Annotated in this window: 18 protein-coding genes; 2 read left to right on the top strand and 16 right to left on the bottom strand. The window is 68.6% G+C overall.

The annotated features are described in order from the left end of the window. Positions 1-85: 85 nt before the first annotated feature. Positions 86-1,039 carry an esterase/lipase family protein gene (locus ACWCPQ_RS15725; RefSeq protein WP_449899357.1) on the bottom strand — a complete coding sequence of 318 codons (954 nt, stop codon included), beginning with the start codon at positions 1,037-1,039 and terminating at the stop codon, positions 86-88. Positions 1,040-1,173: 134 nt separating this feature from the next. Further along, on the bottom strand, positions 1,174-1,848 hold the full coding sequence (locus ACWCPQ_RS15720) for a PadR family transcriptional regulator (RefSeq protein WP_449899099.1): 675 nt from the start codon (positions 1,846-1,848) through the stop codon (positions 1,174-1,176). A 409-nt stretch (positions 1,849-2,257) separates the two neighbouring features. On the opposite strand from ACWCPQ_RS15720, the gene ACWCPQ_RS15715 reads away from it, so the two are divergent. Then, complete coding sequence (locus ACWCPQ_RS15715) at positions 2,258-2,404, top strand: hypothetical protein (RefSeq protein ID WP_449899096.1); 147 nt, start codon at positions 2,258-2,260, stop codon at positions 2,402-2,404. Positions 2,405-2,516: 112 nt separating this feature from the next. On the opposite strand, the gene ACWCPQ_RS15710 is transcribed toward ACWCPQ_RS15715, so the two are convergent. The 14 genes from ACWCPQ_RS15710 to ACWCPQ_RS15645 all read right to left on the bottom strand — a co-directional run bounded on the left by ACWCPQ_RS15710 (position 2,517) and on the right by ACWCPQ_RS15645 (position 20,148). Next, complete coding sequence (locus tag ACWCPQ_RS15710; protein WP_449899093.1) at positions 2,517-4,988, bottom strand: primosomal protein N'; 2,472 nt, start codon at positions 4,986-4,988, stop codon at positions 2,517-2,519. Between the two features lie 104 nt (positions 4,989-5,092). Further along, a complete protein-coding gene (gene metK / locus ACWCPQ_RS15705; RefSeq protein WP_449899090.1) occupies positions 5,093-6,304 on the bottom strand; it encodes a methionine adenosyltransferase in 1,212 nt (403 codons plus the stop codon). 248 nt (positions 6,305-6,552) lie between these two features. Continuing rightward, positions 6,553-7,812: a bifunctional phosphopantothenoylcysteine decarboxylase/phosphopantothenate--cysteine ligase CoaBC gene (gene coaBC, locus ACWCPQ_RS15700; protein WP_449899087.1), complete on the bottom strand. Its 1,260-nt coding sequence runs from the start codon at positions 7,810-7,812 to the stop codon at positions 6,553-6,555. A gap of 42 nt (positions 7,813-7,854) precedes the next feature. Next, positions 7,855-8,133, bottom strand: coding sequence for a DNA-directed RNA polymerase subunit omega (gene rpoZ, locus ACWCPQ_RS15695; protein WP_062995869.1), 279 nt, complete (start codon positions 8,131-8,133; stop codon positions 7,855-7,857). A gap of 61 nt (positions 8,134-8,194) precedes the next feature. Beyond that, positions 8,195-8,767: a guanylate kinase gene (gene gmk, locus ACWCPQ_RS15690; protein ID WP_449899082.1), complete on the bottom strand. Its 573-nt coding sequence runs from the start codon at positions 8,765-8,767 to the stop codon at positions 8,195-8,197. A 20-nt stretch (positions 8,768-8,787) separates the two neighbouring features. Then, positions 8,788-9,108, bottom strand: coding sequence for an integration host factor, actinobacterial type (gene mihF / locus ACWCPQ_RS15685; RefSeq protein ID WP_039825551.1), 321 nt, complete (start codon positions 9,106-9,108; stop codon positions 8,788-8,790). Positions 9,109-10,339: 1,231 nt separating this feature from the next. Then, positions 10,340-11,161 carry an orotidine-5'-phosphate decarboxylase gene (pyrF, locus tag ACWCPQ_RS15680; protein WP_449899079.1) on the bottom strand — a complete coding sequence of 274 codons (822 nt, stop codon included), beginning with the start codon at positions 11,159-11,161 and terminating at the stop codon, positions 10,340-10,342. An 11-nt stretch (positions 11,162-11,172) separates the two neighbouring features. Next, positions 11,173-14,529, bottom strand: a complete 3,357-nt coding sequence (gene carB / locus ACWCPQ_RS15675) for a carbamoyl-phosphate synthase large subunit (RefSeq protein WP_449899076.1) — start codon at positions 14,527-14,529, stop codon at positions 11,173-11,175. Beyond that, on the bottom strand, positions 14,529-15,647 hold the full coding sequence (carA, locus tag ACWCPQ_RS15670) for a glutamine-hydrolyzing carbamoyl-phosphate synthase small subunit (RefSeq protein ID WP_449899073.1): 1,119 nt from the start codon (positions 15,645-15,647) through the stop codon (positions 14,529-14,531). Before carA ends, carB begins: the two co-directional genes overlap by 1 nt. Then, on the bottom strand, positions 15,644-16,141 hold the full coding sequence (locus ACWCPQ_RS15665) for a PH-like domain-containing protein (RefSeq protein ID WP_449899070.1): 498 nt from the start codon (positions 16,139-16,141) through the stop codon (positions 15,644-15,646). The genes carA and ACWCPQ_RS15665 overlap by 4 nt, the downstream gene beginning before the upstream one ends. After that, positions 16,141-17,481 carry a dihydroorotase gene (locus ACWCPQ_RS15660; protein ID WP_449899067.1) on the bottom strand — a complete coding sequence of 447 codons (1,341 nt, stop codon included), beginning with the start codon at positions 17,479-17,481 and terminating at the stop codon, positions 16,141-16,143. Before ACWCPQ_RS15660 ends, ACWCPQ_RS15665 begins: the two co-directional genes overlap by 1 nt. A gap of 59 nt (positions 17,482-17,540) precedes the next feature. Next, positions 17,541-18,497, bottom strand: a complete 957-nt coding sequence (locus ACWCPQ_RS15655; protein WP_449899064.1) for an aspartate carbamoyltransferase catalytic subunit — start codon at positions 18,495-18,497, stop codon at positions 17,541-17,543. Continuing rightward, positions 18,494-19,132, bottom strand: coding sequence for a bifunctional pyr operon transcriptional regulator/uracil phosphoribosyltransferase PyrR (gene pyrR, locus ACWCPQ_RS15650; RefSeq protein WP_449899061.1), 639 nt, complete (start codon positions 19,130-19,132; stop codon positions 18,494-18,496). Before pyrR ends, ACWCPQ_RS15655 begins: the two co-directional genes overlap by 4 nt. A gap of 158 nt (positions 19,133-19,290) precedes the next feature. After that, a complete protein-coding gene (locus ACWCPQ_RS15645; protein ID WP_449899058.1) occupies positions 19,291-20,148 on the bottom strand; it encodes an SAM-dependent methyltransferase in 858 nt (285 codons plus the stop codon). Between the two features lie 102 nt (positions 20,149-20,250). Here ACWCPQ_RS15645 and ACWCPQ_RS15640 point away from each other — a divergent pair, with 102 nt between their 5' ends. Beyond that, a complete protein-coding gene (locus ACWCPQ_RS15640; protein ID WP_449899056.1) occupies positions 20,251-20,814 on the top strand; it encodes a TetR/AcrR family transcriptional regulator in 564 nt (187 codons plus the stop codon). The last annotated feature ends 38 nt before the right edge of the window (positions 20,815-20,852 follow it).

Raw genomic sequence — 20,852 nt, 5'->3', positions numbered from 1 at the left:
CCATGTGACAGCCGCCGGCCCGGGAACACAGCCCTCCCCAGGACTCGGCGTCGACTGCCGTGCAAGCCGACGAGTTCCCTCCCCCTCAGATATTGCCGCCGATGATCACCTGTGGGATTCCGGTGCCGAGTGGGACGGGTACGCAGACCGGTTCGGGTGCGTGTCCGGGGTCGAGGATCTGGAGCAGCAGTTGATAGACGTACGGGTCGTAGACCATGTGGAAGTGCCCGGTGAGGTCGACCGGGCAGCGGTCCTGCAGGACGATGTTCTCGGCTCCCGGTCCGCGCAGGGCGATATTTCCGAAGGGCTGGATCACTTCGTCGACCCGGCTGCCGACCGTGGTGTACCGAACGCCGGGCACGGTATCGCCGCCCGCGTTGAGTTCCCGCATGAAGGGTGACCCTTGTGCCTGCTGGACCGCCGCGACCGAGGTCGCCTGTGCGGCCAGGTCCAGTGCGCCCGGGATCTGCTGGGCCAGCGGTATCAGCCCGTACATGACGCCGCCGTAGGTGGGTGAGGCGAGACCGACCCAGTGGTCGACTTTCGGCGCGCCGCCGAGCTTGTCGATGTAATAGCGGGTCACATTGGCGCCCTGGGAGAATCCGACGAGATCGACCTTCTGGGCGCCGGTTGCGGTGCGGACGTCGTCAACGAACTGAGCGATCTGGTAGCCGCTGAGGGCGATGTCCTCGGTGCCGTAGGTCCCGGCGCCGGGTTTACCGCCGTAGTTCAGCGCGAATACGCAGAATCCCTGGTCCACGAGCTGCGGTCCGATGACCGACCAGTCCGTGTAGGCGCTCGCGTCGGTGCCGTGCGCCAGGATCACCGGTTGCGGATGAGCGGCGTCCGGGACACATCCGAAATCGTTGGCACCGCGCGGGACCGCGTTCGGATGGGATTTCATATAGAGCACCGCGCCCAAGTGGTCGGCCTGCGGTGGACCGGGGTCCGTGGGGACCTCTGGGGGCAGGTAGCCCGGCGGCTGGGCGGTGCTCTCGACGCTCGCGAGCAACACCGACCCAGCCAGTGCGACGGCCACGGTCACCGCCCGCAGGATGAACCTGCCGCGTCGTGCACCGCCCCGCCCCGTCGACCATCGATACTGTTCCACTACCTAATCTTCTACCTTGCGGGCTTCCCGGAAAACCGGTGCCCGAGGTCTTGATCACCCCGTTACTTTCCGGTTTCCTCATCTCCGGCGAGGATGCGGTACAACGCTTTCCGCGCATCGGTGAGCACCTCGGCCGCTTTGGCCGCCTGCTCCGGGGTGCCTGCGGCGGCCACCTGCGCTACCGCGCCCATCAGCGGAGGGATCACGGCACGCAGGTCATTGGTGTGCTCGCCGACTCCCTGCTTGACATCTGCCCATGGATCGCCGAGTTCCGCACGGTGTTCGGCGACATGGGCGGTGCCTGTCTCGGTCAGTTGCGCGGTTTTGCGGCCGGCGACCTTGTCGATGGTGATGAGGCCTTCGTCCTCCAGCTGGGACAGCGCCGGGTAGATCGATCCCGGGCTGGGGCGCCAGAGGTCGTCGCTGCGTTCCCGGATCTGCTGGATCAGCTCGTAACCGTGCATGGGGCGATCGGTGAGCAGCAACAGGATCGCCGCTCGTACGTCACCGCGCCGGCCACGGCCACCGCGCCCCCGGCCACGGCCGAATCCCGGCCCGAAGCCGGGCCCGAAACCAGGGCCGAATCCGGGTCCGAAGTCGCCGCCGAATCCGGGACCGAATCCGGGCGGGCCCCCGCGCCGGAACTGCGGCCCGCCGGGGCCGAATCCGCCCGGTCGGGGTCCGCGGCCACGATGCCCGCGACCCATTCGAAATTCTGTGTTCTCGATGTTCTCCATTGCAGCCTCCTGAGCTACTCGATCGGTTTGTATAGCATCGACGATATATCGACAATCTATCCAATGCAAGGTCCGGCTCGAACAATTCCGGGACGCGACAGTTCTCGGTGGCGACCGGCCGAATAGTGAGCACCGGTTGCCACACCGGCAAAGAGTGCGCTGATCTCGTGACGCCCGCGCGCCCCGGATATCGTCTGCCCGCGGGTCGCCGGTCGCGATCGGCACAGGGCCTACCAGCGCCCGAGACACGATCGATGGCCGAGGTACACACCGATGGCAGGGTTTCCCCCGCCCTGTTCACTGGCCCTGGGACCTGCACCCGTTACTGCCCGATGGGGACGGAACGAGCCGGACGCTACCCGCCGCCCTTCCTCCCGGCCGGTCGGTGGTATCGGCCCGGGGCGCCGGAATGCCGGCGTTCCGGCTCAGTGACGGCCCGGCCGACCACCACCTCTGGCGGCGGTTGCTGACCGAGCACGACCGGACCGGATTCTGGCCACTGTTGCTCGCCGCCGGCAACGACGACGCCCCGTGGGTGACGGGCGATGCCTCTTGAACCGATGCGACATCCTCGGTGGACCGCGGAGACCGGCCGGGCACGTCGAATCTGCGGGATGGAGCGCGGGCGCATCCAGGGTGCTGTTCCGGCAGATCACCGCCTCCGTGGATCAGCCGATATTCAGCGGATCTATCTGCACGCGAGGCGGCGAATCCGCCCGCTGACTGCTTCGCACGGACTGCGCTGTGGAGAGCGCCCGCGCCAGTTCCACGCCACGGTTCCGGGGCGCGCGCAACAGTATCCGTTCGACCTCCGGGCCCGGATCGTCGCCGCCACTACGGGCTCCCGACGGCGGCCGGGCACCGGGCGGTAGCGGCACCGGGCCCAGTACCTCCACCTCAGCGGGGAGTTCGGCGGCGGCGAGCAGGGCGGAGATCCCGTCGGGGGTACCGTCGACCGCCGCCATCCGCACCGCCGGGGGAAACCCGACCTCGGCCCGCTGCGCCAGTTCGGCGGCCGCGTGGCCCGCCGGATCCCAGCGCAGCAGTGCCTGTACGGTCGGCACCGCGGGATCGGCCATCACCAGCACCTGACCGTCCGGGCGCACCAGAGCCGCGGCGCTCAGCCAGCGCCGCAGCGTGTCTTCGGCAGCGCGTAGATCCGCGCGACCGAGCAGCGCCCAGCCGTCCAGCAACAGACCCACCCCGTAGCCGCCGGCGAGCAGCGGTTCGGCCCCGACGGTGGCCACCACCACCTGGGGACCCGGCGGCACCGTATCCAGCAGGCCCGCACCGCTGGACCCGCGGATCGGCACGCCGGGAAAGGCCCTGCCCAGTTCCTCGGCGGTCCGCGTGGCACCGATCACCACGGCGCGCAGCGCCCGCCCGCCGCAGACCGGACAGCGGAACGCTGCCTCGGTACGACCGCACCAGCGGCAGACCGGGCTGTGCGCGGCCCCGGTATCGGTGCCCGGATGATCCGGCAACGACAACGGACCCACGCATCGCCGGCAACGCGCGGGCGTACGACATTTCGTGCAGGCCAGGGCCGGTACGTAACCGCGCCGGGGCACTTGTACCAGCACGGCCGCTCCGGCCGCGAGCGCCTGCCGGGCGGCAGCGAAAGCCGCGGCAGGGACGCGGATCGCCCGCGCCATCGGGTCGCGCTCCAGCGCGGCATCGGTATCGCCGGGGGCACTGATCCGCGGAGCGGCCGCCCGCAGGGTCGCCCGATCGGCGAGGAGATCGTGCGCCCAACCGGATTCCACCACCGCCTGGGTCTCGGCGGTCCGGGCGAATCCGGCTGCCACGAAGGCCGCACCGGTCTCGTGGGCCCGGAGCATGGCGACTTCACGCGCATGCGGATACGGGGCGCGGGGTTCGGCGTAGGTATCGTCGCCGTCGTCCCAGATCGCGATGAGCCCGAGATCCACCGCGGGCGCGAACACCGCGCTGCGGGTGCCCACCACCACTCGTGCGGTACCGCGGAGGACCGCCAGCCAGCGCCGGTATCGCGCCGCCGGACCGAGTCCGGCCGAAAGGCCGACGGCCGAATCACCCACCAACTGAACACATTCGCGCAGTACCCGGTCCAGATCGCGTTGGTCGGGGACCATCAGTACGGCACTGCGACCACTCGCCGCCACCACCGCGGCGAGCTCGGCCAGGCGCCGGGCCCAGTCCTCACCCGGCAGCGCCTGCCAGGCCGCCCGCGGACCCCGGTGATTCGCGAGCGCGGTGAGGAAAGCGTCTCCGTGCCGGTACCGGCGCCAGGCCGACGCATCGACAGCGCCGGGTAGCCCCGGATGCTCCGGTTCGCCGCGCTGCCCCGCATGCTCGTCCGCCGACGGACCTTCCGCCCCTCGCCCAGGCACCGGAATCGGCGGAATTTCGACGGCCGCGGCTGCCCGCCGTGAACCGGCACGATCACCGGCTGCCGGTCCGGTATCCATCTCGCCGGTACCCGGCTCGACCGGATCGTTCTCGGTGCCGGCACCGTCCCGGGTATCCCCGGCCCCCGAGCCCACCGAGCGATCCACGTCGAATTCCGTTCGCCCCGGCGTATCCGCGCTCGAGCGGACAGCGCAGGCGGGCGGCCCTGCCGAGCCGGCGGGCAGCGCGGGCCCGGCGACAGTGGGCATCGCTGCCCGGTCGTCGTGGTGCCCGGATTCGCCGAGCGGCCCGGATGGTTCCGAAACCGGCTGATCATCCGGGGAAACGGGCGTGCTGTCCCGCTCCGGTCCGGCGCTCTTCTTCGCCGGGCCTCCGTTCTCCACCCGGGCATGCCGGGGTGGAACGGCCAGCCGCAGCACATCGGCACGAGTTCCGGCACACCGGGATGCCACGGTCGTGGCCAGCCGCAGAATCTCCGGAGTGAGGACCCGCTCGGCCGATACCACCCGTTCCAGCCGCACGAGTTTGCCCGGATGATCGGATTGTGCGTGCCGGGACAGCAGGTAGCCGTCCACCAGGCGTCCGGCGAACCGGACGCGAACCCGGACGCCCGGCCGGGCGATCTCGTCGAGCTCCGGTGGCACCAGGTAGTCGAAATCGCGGTCCAGATGCGCCGGGGTGAGCAGCGGGAGCACCCGGGCCACCGGGTGCTCGATCGCCTCCGGCTCCGCCGATGCGGACTTCTGCACGCGGGCGGTCCGGCGGCGTGGCGACCCCGACTCGGCCGACACCCCCGCGGACCCGGGGTCGGCGGGGGTGTCGGCCGGTGGTCGATCCACGCGGGACGTGGAACTTACAGTCCGGCGGCGGCGCGCAGTTTGTCCGCGCGGTCGGTGCGCTCCCAGGGCAGATCGATATCGGTGCGGCCGAAATGCCCGTACGCGGCGGTCGGGGCGTAGATCGGCCGCAGCAGATCCAGATCGCGAATGATCGCGCCCGGCCGCAGGTCGAACACCTCGGTGATGGCGGCCGAGATCTTGGCCGGATCGGCCTTCTCGGTGCCGAAGGTCTCCACGAACAGGCCGACCGGCGCCGATTTACCGATCGCGTAGGCCACCTGCACCTCGACCCGGTCGGCCAGACCGGCGGCGACCACGTTCTTGGCGACCCAGCGCATGGCGTAGGCGGCCGAACGGTCGACCTTCGAGGGGTCTTTACCGGAGAAGGCGCCGCCGCCGTGGCGGGCCATGCCGCCGTAGGTGTCGACGATGATCTTGCGACCGGTCAGACCGGCATCGCCCATCGGACCGCCGAGCACGAACTTGCCGGTCGGGTTCACCAGCAGCCGGATATCGGAGATATCCAGATCGGGGATCGCGATCTCGGCCAGGACCGCGTCGACGACCTTCTCCCGGATATCGGGGGCCAGCAGATTGTCCAGATCGATATCGGCCGCATGCTGGGTCGACAGAACCACGGTGTCCAGCCGGACCGCCTTGTCACCCTCGTATTCGATGGTGACCTGGGTTTTACCGTCGGGGCGCAGATAGGGCAGCACACCGGTCTTGCGGACCTCGGTGAGTTTGCGCGACAGGCGATGGGCCAGCGCGATCGGCAGCGGCATCAGTTCGGGGGTGTCGGTATTGGCGTAACCGAACATCAGGCCCTGATCGCCGGCGCCCTGCTGTTCGATCTCGTCGTCGGAGCCGCCGACCCTTGCTTCGTGCGAGGTGTCTACACCCTGCGCGATATCGGGCGACTGCGCACCGATCGCGATATTGACTCCGCAGGAGTTGCCGTCGAATCCCTTTGCCGAGGAGTCGTATCCGATCTCGAGGATCTTCTCCCGGACGATATGCGGGATATCCGCATAGGCCTCGGTGGTGACCTCACCCGCGACGTGCACCTGCCCGGTGGTCACCATGGTTTCCACGGCGACCCGGCTGCGGGGGTCCTGGGCGAGCAGTGAGTCGAGGATGGAATCGCTGATGGCGTCACAGATCTTGTCCGGATGACCCTCGGTCACGGACTCACTGGTGAATAGCCGGCTACCGGACGTGCGCACAGTTTCCCTCTTCCTCAACGGTTACTCGTGTCCGGGAGGGACCGTAGCGCGCGGCTGCGATCGCGACCCTGGACTCTCAGACTATTAGAACGGGCGGCCGGATCGGGGTTTCGGACACCCGACCGTACAAGTTTCCGGTCGGGGCGTGCCCGCGCAGCGGCACACCACCCCCGAGCGAGCTGGATAGTATCGCGTTCGCGCCCCGCGCGGGGACCGCTCGTTCCGGAACTCCGGCAAGCAGTGCAGGACTACCGGGATACGACGGTCGGCGGGCACAGCCCGGCGCCTCGACTCAGCAGGGGCCCCAGCGCGTCCAGGACGCGACTGGCCAGCAGCGCTTTGGATCCGTGGTCGAGCGCCTGTTCACTGCCGTCCGCGCGCAGCAGCCAGCCGTCGTTGGTGTCGACCTCGAACGCCTTACCGTCACCCACCGCGTTCACCACCAGCAGATCACAGCCCTTACGGGCCAGTTTGGCCCGCGCGTGAGTGATCACGTCGCCGTCCGCGTCGCCGGTTTCGGCGGCGAATCCGACGATGGCCGTTCCGGGCAGCCGACCCTCCCGGCGCTCCTGGACCAGACCGGCGAGGATGTCCTCGTTCTTGGCCAGGGCGATGGTGTCGGGTTCGTCCTTACCCTTCTTGATCTTGGCGGCGGCTACCGAGGCGGGCCGGAAATCGGCCACCGCGGCGGCCATGATGACGGCGTCCGCACCGACCGCGTGCTTGTCCACCGCAGTTTTCAACTGCTCGGCGGTGGTGATGTGGACCAGCTCCACCGCGGCGGGCGGCGCCATCTCGATGGTGTTCCCGGCGATGAGCGTGACCTGCGCACCGCGCTGAGCGGCGACTCGGGCGAGCGCGTACCCCTGTTTCCCGGAACTGCGGTTACCGAGGAACCGGACCGGATCCAGCGGCTCGCGGGTGCCACCCGCGGTGATCACGACACGTCTGCCCACCAGATCGCGCGGAACCGCGTCGGTGCGTTCGAGCAGCAGCGACGCGAGACCGAAGATCTCCTCGGGTTCGGGCAGCCGCCCCGGACCGGTATCGGTGCCGGTGAGCCGGCCCGACGCGGGCTCCATCACGGTCGCGCCGTGCGCGCGCAGCGCCGCCACATTCGCGACGGTCGCCGCGTGCTCCCACATCTCGGTGTGCATGGCGGGCGCGAACAACACGGGACATCGGGCCGTGAGCAGGGTCGCGGTGAGTAGATCGTCGGCGCGGCCGTGCGCCGCCCGCGCCATGAGGTCCGCGGTGGCGGGCGCGATGACGACGAGCTCCGCTTCCTGACCCAGCCGCACGTGCGGCACCTCCGGCACATCGGAGAAGACTCCGGTGTGCACCGGATGGCCGGACAGCGCCTCGAAGGTCGCCTTGCCCACGAACTGCAGTGCCGCGTCGGTGGGAATCACCCGGACGGTATGGCCGGTCTCGGTGAACCGCCGCACCAGAGCGCACGCCTTGTACGCGGCGATTCCGCCGCCCACCCCGACAACTACCCGCGCCATAGCGCGCCTCCTGCCCTATCGGCCGTCCACCCGGCTAGCGGGTCATTCGCCTTCGGTGTGCTCGAGCAGATCGCTGTGGATCTCGCGCATCGCCACCGACAGCGGCTTCTCCTGCGGCAGCGGCTCCACCAGCGGGCCGACGTATTCGAGGATGCCGTCGCCCAGCTGGTTGTAGTAGTCGTTGATCTGACGGGCGCGTTTGGCCGCGTAGATCACCAGGCTGTACTTGGACGAGGTGCGGTCGAGCAGCTCGTCGATCGGCGGGTTGGTGAGGCCGATCGGGGTGTCGTAGGCGGGCGTAACGGTGTCCGAACTGCTCACTGAGGAAGCTCCTGCGGGGTCTGGGCTCGGCTGCGCGACGACTCTCGGGCCGCGCAGCGGGCTACGAATTGGAATTCGTGCTGACGAACAACGATACCAACTGCGCACAGGCGCTGGTCACGGTGTCGTTCACGATCACGGTGTCGAACTCGTCACGTGCGGCCAATTCCACCCGTGCGGTCTCCAGCCGGCGTTCGATGACCTCCGGCGATTCGGTACCGCGACTGCGCAGCCGGTCCACCAGCTCGTCCCAGCTGGGCGGCGCGAGAAATACCAGCACGGCCTCCGGCATCGCCTGCCGGATCGACCGTGCTCCTTCGAGGTCGACCTCGATGAGCACCGGGAGCCCCTCCGACAACGCGGCGCGCACCGGCGCAGCCGGCGTACCCGACCGCTGCAGCCCGCCGTGGATATCCGCCCACTCGAGCAGATCCCCGGCTTCGATCATCGCGTCGAACTCGGCCCGGCTGACGAACCGGTAGTCGCGACCGTCGACTTCACCGGGACGCGGGTCCCGTGTCGTCGCCGAGACGCTGAAAACCAGTTCCGGCAGCCGTTCGCGGACACATCGCACCACGGTGGACTTGCCCACGGCCGAGGGGCCGACCAGTACAACCAGCCGACCCTTCGTCATGTTCTCGATCACCGAGGTTGTCAGGCGCCGAGATCGAATTTGGCGAGCAGCGCTTTGCGCTGCCGGTCACCGAGACCACGCAGCCGTCGGGTCGGCGCGATCTCGAGCTCGTTCATGATCTCCTCGGCCTTGACCTTGCCGACCTTCGGCAGGGCTTCCAGCAGGGCACGCACCTTCATCTTGCCGATGATCTCATTGGTCTCGGCCTGGCCGAGGACCTCTTTCAGATCGGTGCCGCCGCGCTTGAGGCGATCCTTGAGCTCTGCCCGCTCACGGCGAGCGGCAGCCGCCTTCTCCAGAGCAGCGGCGCGCTGCTCATCAGTCAGCTGGGGAAGGGCCACGGTTCCTCCGTCTCATCATTCCTGCATCAAAACCTGCCGAACTACCCGGCAGTCTCAGCGACCGTACCCACGACGCCCCCGGATTGCGAACCCACCCCCCAGGTCAGGGCATGAATCGGACCCCCTGTCACCCTTGTGCCGAACCACCCGCATCCTTGCTTGCCGTAACCGCAGGTCCCACTCCCCGGTTCACGAAACACCCTGCCATCAGCGGGTTTTCGAGCTCGCGACCGAGTTGCGGCGCGATAACCACACTCCTCCACAACCCGCTGGCTACCTCCCAGCCGCCCTACCAGGAATTTTCTGGGAAATTTTCGCCCGAGCACCCGCTGAAGGCGCGGGGAGGGGGCAGGCGGACCGAATCCGGGTTCCCCGTGAGGCCCGACGACGCCACAGAAGCGACCGTATCGTCCGAATATTTACAGCGTACAGGCCGGGGTCGGCGACTGGTCCGAGATCGGAGGACGACTTCGGGTCGGCGGACTGTCGAGCCGGTGGCCGCCGGAGGGGCGGGCCGGTTCCCGGAGACTCGGACGGGATATGTCATCGGACGAGGAGGGCGGAAAGGGCAGTCGGTGTCGGTCGGACAGTCGCGGCAACGTGGCACGCGCAAACGGAGCGACCGAGAAGTCTGCGGGCAGCACCCAGCCGCCGGGGCGCACCTGGGATTCGCCCACATAGCAGAACAACACCGGCACGCACCCGAGCAGCCGGTAGGAACCGAAGGACGCCCACGAAGCCCGGTAGGACTCCGAGGCACACACCCGGGCAACCGAGAACCCCGGCACTCGCCGGGCCGCGAAGTGGAGATGCACGCCCAGTCGCGAAGGTGCTGTGTTTGTTTTGCGGCGCCGCGAGTCGAGGCCCCCGAGGCCCCCCGTCGAACGCCGACAGGTACGGGCGAGGACCGGGCCACACAGACAACACGCGCCCCCGGTCCGGTGTTGTGCGACCGCCCCGGACAGGAAGCCCCCTGCGACCCGTCGTGCCCGTGGGTCCGCATGCCGACCAGAACATCGATCGCCGACGCAACCCGCCTGCGTCGAGTTCTACAAGACACCTCGAAGGGTCGAGGCCTGTCTCACCCTTGGCCGGAGGTGCTCGACGGCCGCATTCCCCGGACGGCCGACCGCACGTCGCATGCGCCGAAGGCGCGAGTCTCGAGGCCTGAACGGCGAGACTCAGGGGGCCTCAACCCCCGCGCCGCCGCAGGCGGCGCCAAAAACACAGGTCAGCGAAGAAAAACGAACTCCTCCTGGAACTCCGCCAGCCGGTCGCGCAGGGCCGTGACCGAGGGCCCGGCTCGCAGCACGTCGCGGGAGACGTTCGGTACCGCCGCCCGCCACAGCGGTTCCGGGAGCAGGCCTCGGACCTTGTCCGCAGTACCGCCTTGTGCTCCGACGCCGGGCAGCAGGATCGGGCCGTTGAGCATGGTGAGGTCCGGTGTCTCGGAGAGTGTGGCGCCGACCACCACACCTACCGAGCCCGGGCGTCCCGCGGGGTTGAGTTGGGCCGCGTCGTCGACGATGCTCTGTGCGATGGTGCGCCCGCCGAGCGTCGCCTGCTGGATCTGGGCGGCTTCCGGGTTGGACGTGGCGGCCAGGACGAAGACGCCGCGCTGGTTGGTGTGGGCCAGTTCCAGGGCGGGGCGGAGGGCGCCGAAGCCCAGGTAGGGCGAGACGGTGACCGCGTCCGCGGCCAGGGGGCCGTCACCCAGCCAGGTGCGGGCGTAGGCGTCCATGGTGGAACCGATATCGCCGCGTTTGGCATCGGCCAGGACCAGCGTGCCCGAGGCACGCAGGACCTCGACGGTGCGTTCGAGTACCGCGATCCCCGCCGACCCGTAGGCCTCGAAGAAGGCGACCTGCGGTTTGACCACCGCCACCGTGCCGTCGAAGGCTTCGACGCATGTTTCGGCGAACGCCTCGAGCCCGTCCGCGTCGGCGGACAGGCCCCAGGCGTCGAGCAGGGCGGGGTGTGGGTCGATCCCTACACAGATCGGCCCATGGGTGCTCTTGGCTGCGGCCAGCCGCTCGCCGAAGGTGGTCGTCATATCGGGCGCCCTCAGCCGCGCAGCGCCGAGTGCAGTTCCTGCAGGGAACGCACGCCGAGACCGCCGTTGATACTGGCTTCGATGCCCTGTACGGCTGCCGCGGCGCCCTGGACCGTCGTGATGCAGGGAATGTTCTGCCCGACCGCCGCGCTGCGAATCTCGTAGCCGTCCACGCGCGGTCCCGCATTGCCGTAGGGGGTGTTGAAGACCATATCGACTTCGCCGTCGCGGATCTGGTCCACGATGGACGGTTCGGGGGGTGTGCTGCCACCGGACGGGGAGACCGGGTCGGAATGTTTGCGCACCTGCTCGCAGGGGATTCCGTTGCGGCGCAGCATTTCCGCGGTTCCGGCCGTGGCCAGGATGCGGAAACCGAGGTCGTGCAGGCGTTTCACCGGGAACACCATGGCGCGCTTGTCACGGTTGGCGATGGAGACGAACACCGTGCCCTCGGTGGGCAGCGACCCGTAAGCCGCGGATTGGCTCTTGGCGAACGCGGTACCGAAGTCGGCGTCGATTCCCATGACCTCGCCGGTCGATTTCATCTCCGGTGAGAGGAGCGAGTCCACCTGACTGCCGTCGGGGCTGCGGAAACGATGGAACTGCAGTACCGCTTCCTTGACTGCCACCGGCGCGTCCAGCGGAACGTGCCCGCCGTCTCCCTCGGGGAGCATGCCCTCGGCCCGCAGTTCGGCGATGGTGGTGCCGAGCATGATCCGGGCCGCCGCCTTGGCCAGTGGTACGGCGGTGGCCTTGGAGACGAACGGCACGGTGCGGCTGGCGCGCGGGTTGGCCTCGAGGACGTAGAGGACATCGTCCTTGAGCGCGTACTGCACGTTCAGCAGGCCCTTGACACCGATCCCCTTGGCCAGGGCGATGGTGGAGCGGCGTACCGCCTCGATATCGCTGCGGCCCAGGGTGATCGGCGGCAGCGCGCAGGCCGAGTCGCCGGAGTGGATACCGGCTTCCTCGATATGTTCCATGACACCGCCGAGGAACACCTCGTCGCCGTCGCAGAGCGCGTCGACATCGATTTCGATGGCGTCTTCCAGGAACCGGTCCACCAGTACCGGATGTTCGGGGCTGAGTTCGGTGGCGCGGGAGATGTAGCCCTCGAGGGATTGTTCGTCGTAGACGATCTCCATGCCGCGGCCGCCGAGCACATAGGACGGGCGCACCAGCACCGGGTAACCGATATCGGCCGCGATCTTGCGGGCATGTTCGAAAGTGGTGGCGGTGCCGTACTTGGGGGCGGGCAGCCCGGCGGCGACCAGCACGTCACCGAATTCGCCACGGTCTTCGGCGAGGTCGATGGCGGCGGCGCTGGTACCGACCACCGGGACACCGGCGGCGGTGAGCCGTTCCGCCAGCCCCAGCGGGGTCTGGCCGCCGAGTTGCACGATCACTCCGGCGACCGTGCCGGATTCGGATTCGGCGTGGTAGACCTCGAGCACGTCCTCGAAGGTGAGGGGTTCGAAGTAGAGGCGGTCGGCGGTGTCGTAGTCGGTGGACACCGTCTCCGGGTTGCAGTTGACCATGACCGTCTCGTAGCCGGCGGCCGACAGCGTCTGCGCGGCGTGCACACACGAGTAGTCGAACTCGATGCCCTGGCCGATGCGGTTGGGCCCGGAGCCGAGGATGATCACCTTGTCGCGATCGGGCTGGGGCGCGACCTCGGATTCGGCCGCGGGGTCGAGTTCGTAGGCCGAGTAGTGGTACGGGGTCTTGGCCTCGAACTCGGCCGCGCAGGTATCGACGGTTTTGAACACCGGCCGCACGCCGAGCCGATGCCGCAGGGCCCGCACACCGCTCTCCCCGGCCAGTTCCGGCCGCAGCGCGGCGATCTGGCGATCGGAGAGCCCGTAGTACTTGGCCCGGCGCAGCAGCGATTCGTCCAGAACGGGGGTTTCCAGCAGTTCGGCGCGCAGTTCCACCAGCCCGGCCACCTCGGCGACGAACCACGGGTCGATCCCGGATGCCTGGGCGACGTCTTCGATACTCGCGCCGAACCGCAGGGCCCGCTCCACCTGGTAGATACGTCCCTCGGTGGGGGTACGCAGATCCGTGAGGATCTCGGCGATCGCGGCATCGATATCGGCCTGATCAGTGGAGGCCGGCGCCCATTTCCCGTCCGCCGCGGTCCAGAAGCCGGCGGCCTTGGTTTCCAGCGACCGCAGTACCTTGCCGAGGGCTTCGGCGAAATTACGCCCCAGCGACATGGCCTCGCCCACCGATTTCATGGTGGTGGTCAGCGTGGGATCGGCGCCCGGGAACTTCTCGAACGCGAACCGCGGCGCCTTCACCACCACATAGTCGAGGGTGGGTTCGAAGCAGGCGGGAGTTTCCTTGGTGATGTCGTTGACGATCTCGTCGAGCGTGTAGCCGATGGCCAGTTTGGCCGCGATCTTGGCGATCGGGAAACCGGTGGCCTTGGACGCCAGTGCCGAGGAACGCGAGACGCGCGGGTTCATTTCGATCACGATGAGCCGGCCGTCGGCGGGGTCCACCGCGAACTGGATATTGCAGCCGCCGGTGTCGACCCCGACCTCGCGCAGGATGGCGATACCGAGATCGCGCATCTTCTGGTATTCGCGGTCGGTGAGGGTGAGTGCGGGCGCGACGGTCATGGAGTCGCCGGTGTGCACGCCCATCGGGTCCACGTTCTCGATCGAGCAGACGATCACGACATTGTCGCGGCCGTCGCGCATCAGCTCGAGCTCGTATTCCTTCCAGCCCAGGATGGATTCCTCGATCAGGACGTTCGCGGTGGGTGAGGCGGCCAGACCGCCACCGGCGATCCGGTCCAGATCCGTATCGTCGTAGGCCATTCCGGAGCCGAGCCCGCCCATGGTGAACGAGGGCCGCACCACGACCGGGAAACCCAGTTCGCGCACGGTGTCGCGGACTTCGTCCATCGTGTGACAGACGCGGGAGCGGGCGCTCTCGCCACCGACCTTCGCCACGATGTCCTTGAACTTCTGCCGGTCCTCACCGCGTTGGATGGCCTCGAAATCGGCGCCGATCAGCTCGACCCCGTACTTCTCCAGTACGCCGCGCTCGTGCAGCGCGACGGCGGTGTTGAGCGCGGTCTGCCCGCCGAGCGTGGCCAGCAGGGCGTCGGGGCGCTCCTTCTCGATGACCTTTTCGACGAACTCCGGGGTGATCGGCTCCACGTAGGTGGAATCGGCGAATTCCGGGTCGGTCATGATGGTCGCCGGATTCGAGTTGACCAGCGAGACCCGCAGACCCTCCGACCGCAGTACACGGCAGGCCTGAGTGCCCGAGTAGTCGAACTCGCACGCCTGACCGATGACGATCGGGCCCGAACCGATGACCAGAATATGTTCGAGGTCGGTACGGCGTGGCATCAGGCTCCCTTCATAAGACCGGCGAACCGGTCGAACAAGTACGCGGCGTCATGGGGACCGGCGGCCGCTTCCGGGTGGTATTGCACGGAGAAGGCGCGGCCGTCGATCAGGCGCACCCCCTCCACGACGCCGTCGTTGGCGCAGACATGGCTGACTTCGGCTTTGCCGAACGGGGTGTCGAACTGCTCGCCGCGCTCGCCCTCCAGCGCGAACCCGTGGTTCTGCGCGGTGATGGAGATACGGCCCGTGTCGTGTTCGACGACCGGGATATTGATTCCCCGGTGCCCGAATTTCATCTTGTACGTTCCGCGGCCGAGGGCCCGGCCCAGGATCTGGTTGCCGAAGCAGATACCGAACAGCGGGAGGCCTTTGTCGAGCAGACCCTGCGTCAGCGCCACGGCACCGTCGGCGGTGGCCGGGTCGCCCGGGCCGTTGGACAGGAAGGCGCCGTCGGGCTTCAGTTCCAGGATCTGGTCCAGGCTCGCCGACGAGGGCACCACGTGCACCCGCATCCCGCGTTCGGCGAACATCCGCGGAGTATTGGATTTGATTCCGAGATCGACGGCGACGACCGTGAATCGCGGGGTCCCCGCGGGTTCGATCGTGTACACCTGCTCGGTGCTCACCTCACCGGCGAGATCGGCGCCCAGCATGGGCTGCTGGCCGGTCACCCGGCCGAGCAGTTCCTCGGTCGCGGCGAGCGCCGGACCGGAGAAGATCCCGGCCTTCATCGAGCCGCGGCTGCGCAGATGCCGGACGACCGCCCGGGTGTCGATACCGGCGATCCCGACGATGTTCTGCTGTTCCAGCTGCCCTGGCAGGGTGCCGGTGGCCCGCCAGTTCGAGGCGCGGCGCGCGGGATCGCGGACCGCGTACCCGGCGACCCAGATCCGCTGCGATTCGTCGTCTTCGTCGTTCCAGCCGGTATTGCCGATCTGTGGGGCGGTCGCCACCACGATCTGCCGGTGGTAACTGGGATCGGTGAGCGTCTCCTGATATCCGGTCATGGCGGTGCAGAACACCGCTTCGCCCAGGGTCTGGCCCACCGCTCCGTACGCGGTACCGCGGAACACCCGTCCGTCTTCCAGAACCAGGGCTGCGGTCGTTGTTTTGGTCATTTCTCGTCGTCTCCCGTCGTTGCCCGCGCCCAGGCCGGATACACCGTTTTGTCATCGCCGCGGAACCCGGTGTCGATCTCGGTTCCGGTCGGCAGCGTCCAGCGGATCACCAGTACTCCGCCCTCGCTCATGACCTTGCCCGCGTGTCCGCGTTCGGTGCGGATCGCGGAGATGGACTCCGCCGGGATCCAGATCGCGGACGCGCCCTGCCGTTCCAGCAGAATTCCCTTTTCGAAGCGGGTGAGCTCCGCGGTCGCGCGGAAACCCAGATCACCGACTGCGATCCGATCCTGCCAGCTCGGCGCGATGGTGCTGCCGAGGTAGAGGCCGGTGGTCGGATCCAGTACCCGCGCCCCGGTCTCCGCCGGTACCGGAGGCAGATCGCCGACGCGATCGGCCTGCCGGGCCGCACGATTACGCCAGCCCCGGTACATCAGGTAGACGAACAGCGCCCACAGTACGACGCAGCCGATCACCCACAGTGCTCGTTCCATCAGCGCTCTCCCACTCGTCGACCGGCGGGGGCGGCCGCCACCCCGGCGCGGGCGGTGATCCGGCCGCGCAGCAGGGTGGTGGTGACCCGCCCCGGCAGTGTCATCGCCTGGTAGGGGGTATTGCTCGCGATACTCGCGAGCTCGCCGCCCTCTACCGTCCAGGTGGCGTCCGGATCGACCAACACCAGGTTGGCCGGTTCGCCCACGGCGATCGGGCGGCCGTGCTCGTCGAGCCCGACGATCTCGGCGGGCCGTTCGCTCATCACCCGCGCCACGCCGCGCCAGTCCAGCAGCCCGGGCCGCACCATGGTTTCCACCACGATGGACAGCGCCGTCTCCAGACCCAGCATCCCGGGCCGGGCCGCCGCGAATTCACAGCATTTGTCCTGTTCGGCGTGGGGCGCGTGATCGGTGGCGACACAGTCCACGACGCCCTCGGCCAGCGCCTGCCGCAGCGCCTCGGTATCGGAGCTCTCGCGTAGCGGCGGATTCACCTTGTTCACCGCGTCATAGGTTTCGAGGCGGGCGTCGGTCAGCAGCAGATGATGCGGTGTGACCTCGGCCGTGATCGAAATACCTTGCGCTTTCGCCCATTTCACCAATTCCACAGTGCCGGCTGTGGAAGCGTGGCAGATATGGACCCGTGCGCCCGCGTCCCGGGCGAGCAGCGCGTCACGGGCCACGATGGATTCCTCCGCGGCCCGCGGCCAGCCCGCCAGACCCAGCCGGGCCGCGGTCGGGCCTTCGTGCGCCACCGCACCGGAGGTCAGCCGGGGCTCCTCGGCATGCTGCGCGATGAGCACACCGAGCGAGCAGGCGTACTCCAGCGCACGGCGCATGATCAGCGGGTCGTACACGCAGTGACCGTCGTCGGAGAACATGCGGACCGCGCCGGCGCCGGTGGCCATGGTGCCCATCTCGGCCAGTTGCGCACCGGCCAGTCCCACGGTCACCGCACCCACCGGGTACACATCGACCAGACCGACTTCCTGGCCGCGCCGCCACACATGATCGGTGACCACATGGGTATCGGCGACCGGCGCGGTGTTGGCCATGGCGAACACCGCGGTGTAACCGCCGAGCGCGGCCGCGGCGGAACCGGATTCGATGGTCTCGGTGTCCTCGCGACCGGGTTCACGCAGATGGGTGTGCAGATCCACGAATCCGGGCAGCAGCACCTGCCCGGTGCCGTCGACGATTTCGGCGTCGCCGGCCGCCAGGCCGGTCCCGATCTGCCGGATCACGCCATCGGCGATCAGCACATCCACCGGATCGCCTTCCCCGTAGGGACGCACTCCGGTGATCAGCAGCAGCGCCGACTCCGGGCCCGACCCGCTCACGCTGTGCTCTCCGGGCGTGCGCGAGGGCCCTCCGTGGTTACGCTCCGCTGCCGACTCGCTCACGCCGCGGCCTCCTGTACTCCGACCAGTAGGCGGAACAGCACCGCCATCCGCATATGGACTCCGTTCGTCACCTGTTGCAATACGGCGGCGCGAGGCGAGTCGGCCACCGAAGACGCGATCTCCATACCCCGCAGCATCGGACCCGGGTGCAGTACCACCGCGTGTTCGTCGAGCAGCGCCACCCGCCGCTCCGAGAGGCCGTAGCGGATCGAGTACTCGCGGGCCGACGGGAAGAATCCACCGTTCATCCGCTCCGCCTGGACCCGCAGCATGAGCACCGCGTCGGCACCGGGTAGTTCGGAATCCAGATCCACCGAGACCCGTACCGGCCAGTCCTCGACACCCACCGGCAGCAGCGTGCGCGGCGCCACCAGCACCACCTCCGCGCCGAGTGTGGACAGGAGGAAGGCATTGGACCGGGCCACCCGGCTGTGCAGGATGTCCCCGACGATCACGACCCGTTTCCCGGCGATATCGCCGAGCCGCTGCCGGAGGGTCAGCGCGTCCAGCAAGGCTTGGGTGGGATGCTGATGGGTACCGTCACCGGCGTTGATCACGGCGGGTACCGCACTGCCCGACTGTCGCGACCAGTCCTCGAACCAGCGGGTGATCTGGTGGGCCGCACCGGAAGCGGGATGGCGCACGATGAGCGCGTCGGCGCCGGCGGCGTGCAACGTGAGCGCGGTATCGCGCAGCGACTCCCCCTTGGCCACCGAGGAACTGCTCGCGCTCACATTGATCACATCGGCGCTCATCCATTTACCCGCGACCTCGAAGGAGACCCGGGTACGGGTGGAGTTCTCGAAGAACACCGTCATCACGGTGCGGCCGCGCAGGGTGGGCAGTTTGTGTACCTCGCGACCGAGGAGTGCCTGTTCGAAGCGTTCGGCCTCGTCGAGCAGTCCGGTGGCGGTCTCGTGATCCAGATCGGTCACGGTCAGCAGATGTCTCACTGTCCCTCCCCCTGATGCAGGAAAACACCGTCGCGGCCGTCGTGTTCGGTGAGCAGCACCGAAACGTCCTCGGCACGCGCGGTGGGCACATTCTTACCGACGAAATCGGCGCGGATCGGAAGTTCGCGGTGGCCTCGGTCGACGAGCACCGCGAGCTGGACGGCACGCGGGCGGCCCAGATCCCGCAGCGCGTCGAGAGCGGAGCGCACGGTGCGGCCGGAGAAGAGTACGTCGTCGACCAGTACCACCAGCGCGTCCTCCACCCCGCCCTCCGGCACCGAGGTGCGCTCCAGCGGGCGGTGCGGTTTGCTGCGCAGATCGTCGCGGTAGAGCGTGATGTCGAGCGAACCGAGCGCGGGCCGGACCCCGGAGAACTCCTCGATCTTGTCGGTGAGCCGATGCGCGAGGGTGGTGCCGCGGGTCGGGATCCCGATCAGAACCACCCGGGGCGTTTCGGGATCGCCCGAATCGAGAGCGGTGCGTTCGATGATCTGGTGCGCGATCCGCGCGACGGTGCGGCCGACATCGGAGGCGGAGAGCAATTCGCGGCCTGTCGCCACCCATTCCGGCGTGTGCCGCTCGGGCTGTGGCGTTGCCTCGGCAGCGCCGGGCGTCCGTTCTTCGGGCACGGCCATACCGACCTCCTTCCCCGCCTCACTGGACGGTCCGTTAAAGGATGTCTTACGCCGAGCAGCCTATCAGCCGCCGAAAGGGCCTTTTCACCAGGTGAGGACCAGGGTTCGGATGTGAGCGCCGCCACGGACCACCTGTATCTCCGGACCTGTCGGCGCGGTCACGGGGTGATCGGTCGTTCGCGGACGGCCAGCACCGTGCCCGTACCCGGGTCATTCCCCATACCGGGCCGCCCGTAGGGAGCGACGAGGTCGTTCCAGGGGCGGAAGCTGGTTCGCCAACCGTGTTCGGCGAACCACGATTCCGCGTCCGGACCGAGTCCGTTCACCGGGCGCGCGGCGTCGGTGTCCCCGGACACCAGTTCACGCAACTCCCGATAGCGCGGTGCCGCGGCGTCGACCCGGAACCGGCCGATCCCGAATCGGCTGCCCGGAGCCGACAGTTCCGTCACCGCCGCGATCACCGCGTGCGCGTCTGCCCTGGGAAGATAATCGAGCACTCCCTCGTCCGCCCACAGCGTGGGAATTCCGGGATCGAACCCCCGGCCCACCAGCTCCTGCGCCCAGTCGCCGCGAAGGTCGGCCGCGACCACCCGCCGCGCACAGTCCGCCCGCGCACCGTTCGCGGTCAGCACCGGCTCCTTGAATTCGAACAGTTCGGGCAGATCCACCTCGAAGAAGACTGTGCCGGGCGGTAGCCCGAGCCGGAAGGCCCGGGTGTCCAGCCCGGCACCGAGCAGGACGATCTGCCCGCATCCGGCCGCCACCGCCGCCACGAAACTCTCGTCCACGACCTTGACCGCGAGAGATCGCCCTTCATAGAACTGATCGGCCAGGGCTTCCAGGCGCGACCAGCGGTCCGGGTCGAAGGCCGGCCGGGCCGCGGCGACGAACGCCGCGGCCAGCGGATCGTCGTAGAGCCGGTCCGGCCGTCGGCTTTCCCGCACCCGGACGAGCGCGACCCCGATCGCGGTCATCGCCACACCCGCGGTCGGCACCTGAGCAGTGGGTTCGGTCATCGGTGACACCTCCCCGAAAACTTGCTTGTCGACCGGCTAGTAACCGGTTCCATCGCAGACGTTAGGCTCTCCCCTGCGAACCGTCAATCAGAAGGAGCCATTGTGGGCACCCGGCGCAGCGATACCCGCGACCGCATCCGAGCGGTGGCGATGGAACTGTTCGCCGAACAGGGCTACGACAAGACTTCACTACGTCAGATCGCCGACCGGCTCGAAGTCACCAAAGCCGCCCTGTACTACCACTTCCGGACCAAGGAAGATATCGTCGCCAGCCTCTCCGACGATGTCCGCAGCGGTGTCGACGACCTCGTCGCCTGGGCCGAGACCACACCGCCGGGCCGCGCCCGCGCGGCGGAGATCCTCGACCGCTACGGCGAACTCCTGCACAGCACCGGCCGCGACATGGTGCGGTTCATGCACGAGAACCAGCCGGCCTTCCGGGAACTCGGTTTCGGGGTGAGCTTGCGCTACCAGTTCCGCCTGATCGCGGACCTGATGACCGAACCGGCACGCGACCCGCTCGACGTCTTCCATGCCCGGCAGGCACTACTGGCGATCAGCTGGAGTACCGCGATGATGGGCGACCTCCCGCTGTCCGACGACGAATGCCATCGCGCCGCCGTCGAGATCGCACGCGAACTGTTGCAGCGCTGCCGGTTCGAATGATCCGGAACCCGAGCCGCCCGGCCACGGCGGTCTCCCCG

This window comes from Nocardia sp. NPDC001965, from assembly GCF_053594175.1.
Note: the sequence above shows the minus strand (reverse complement) of the source record. Positions and strands in the feature narration are given on the sequence as shown.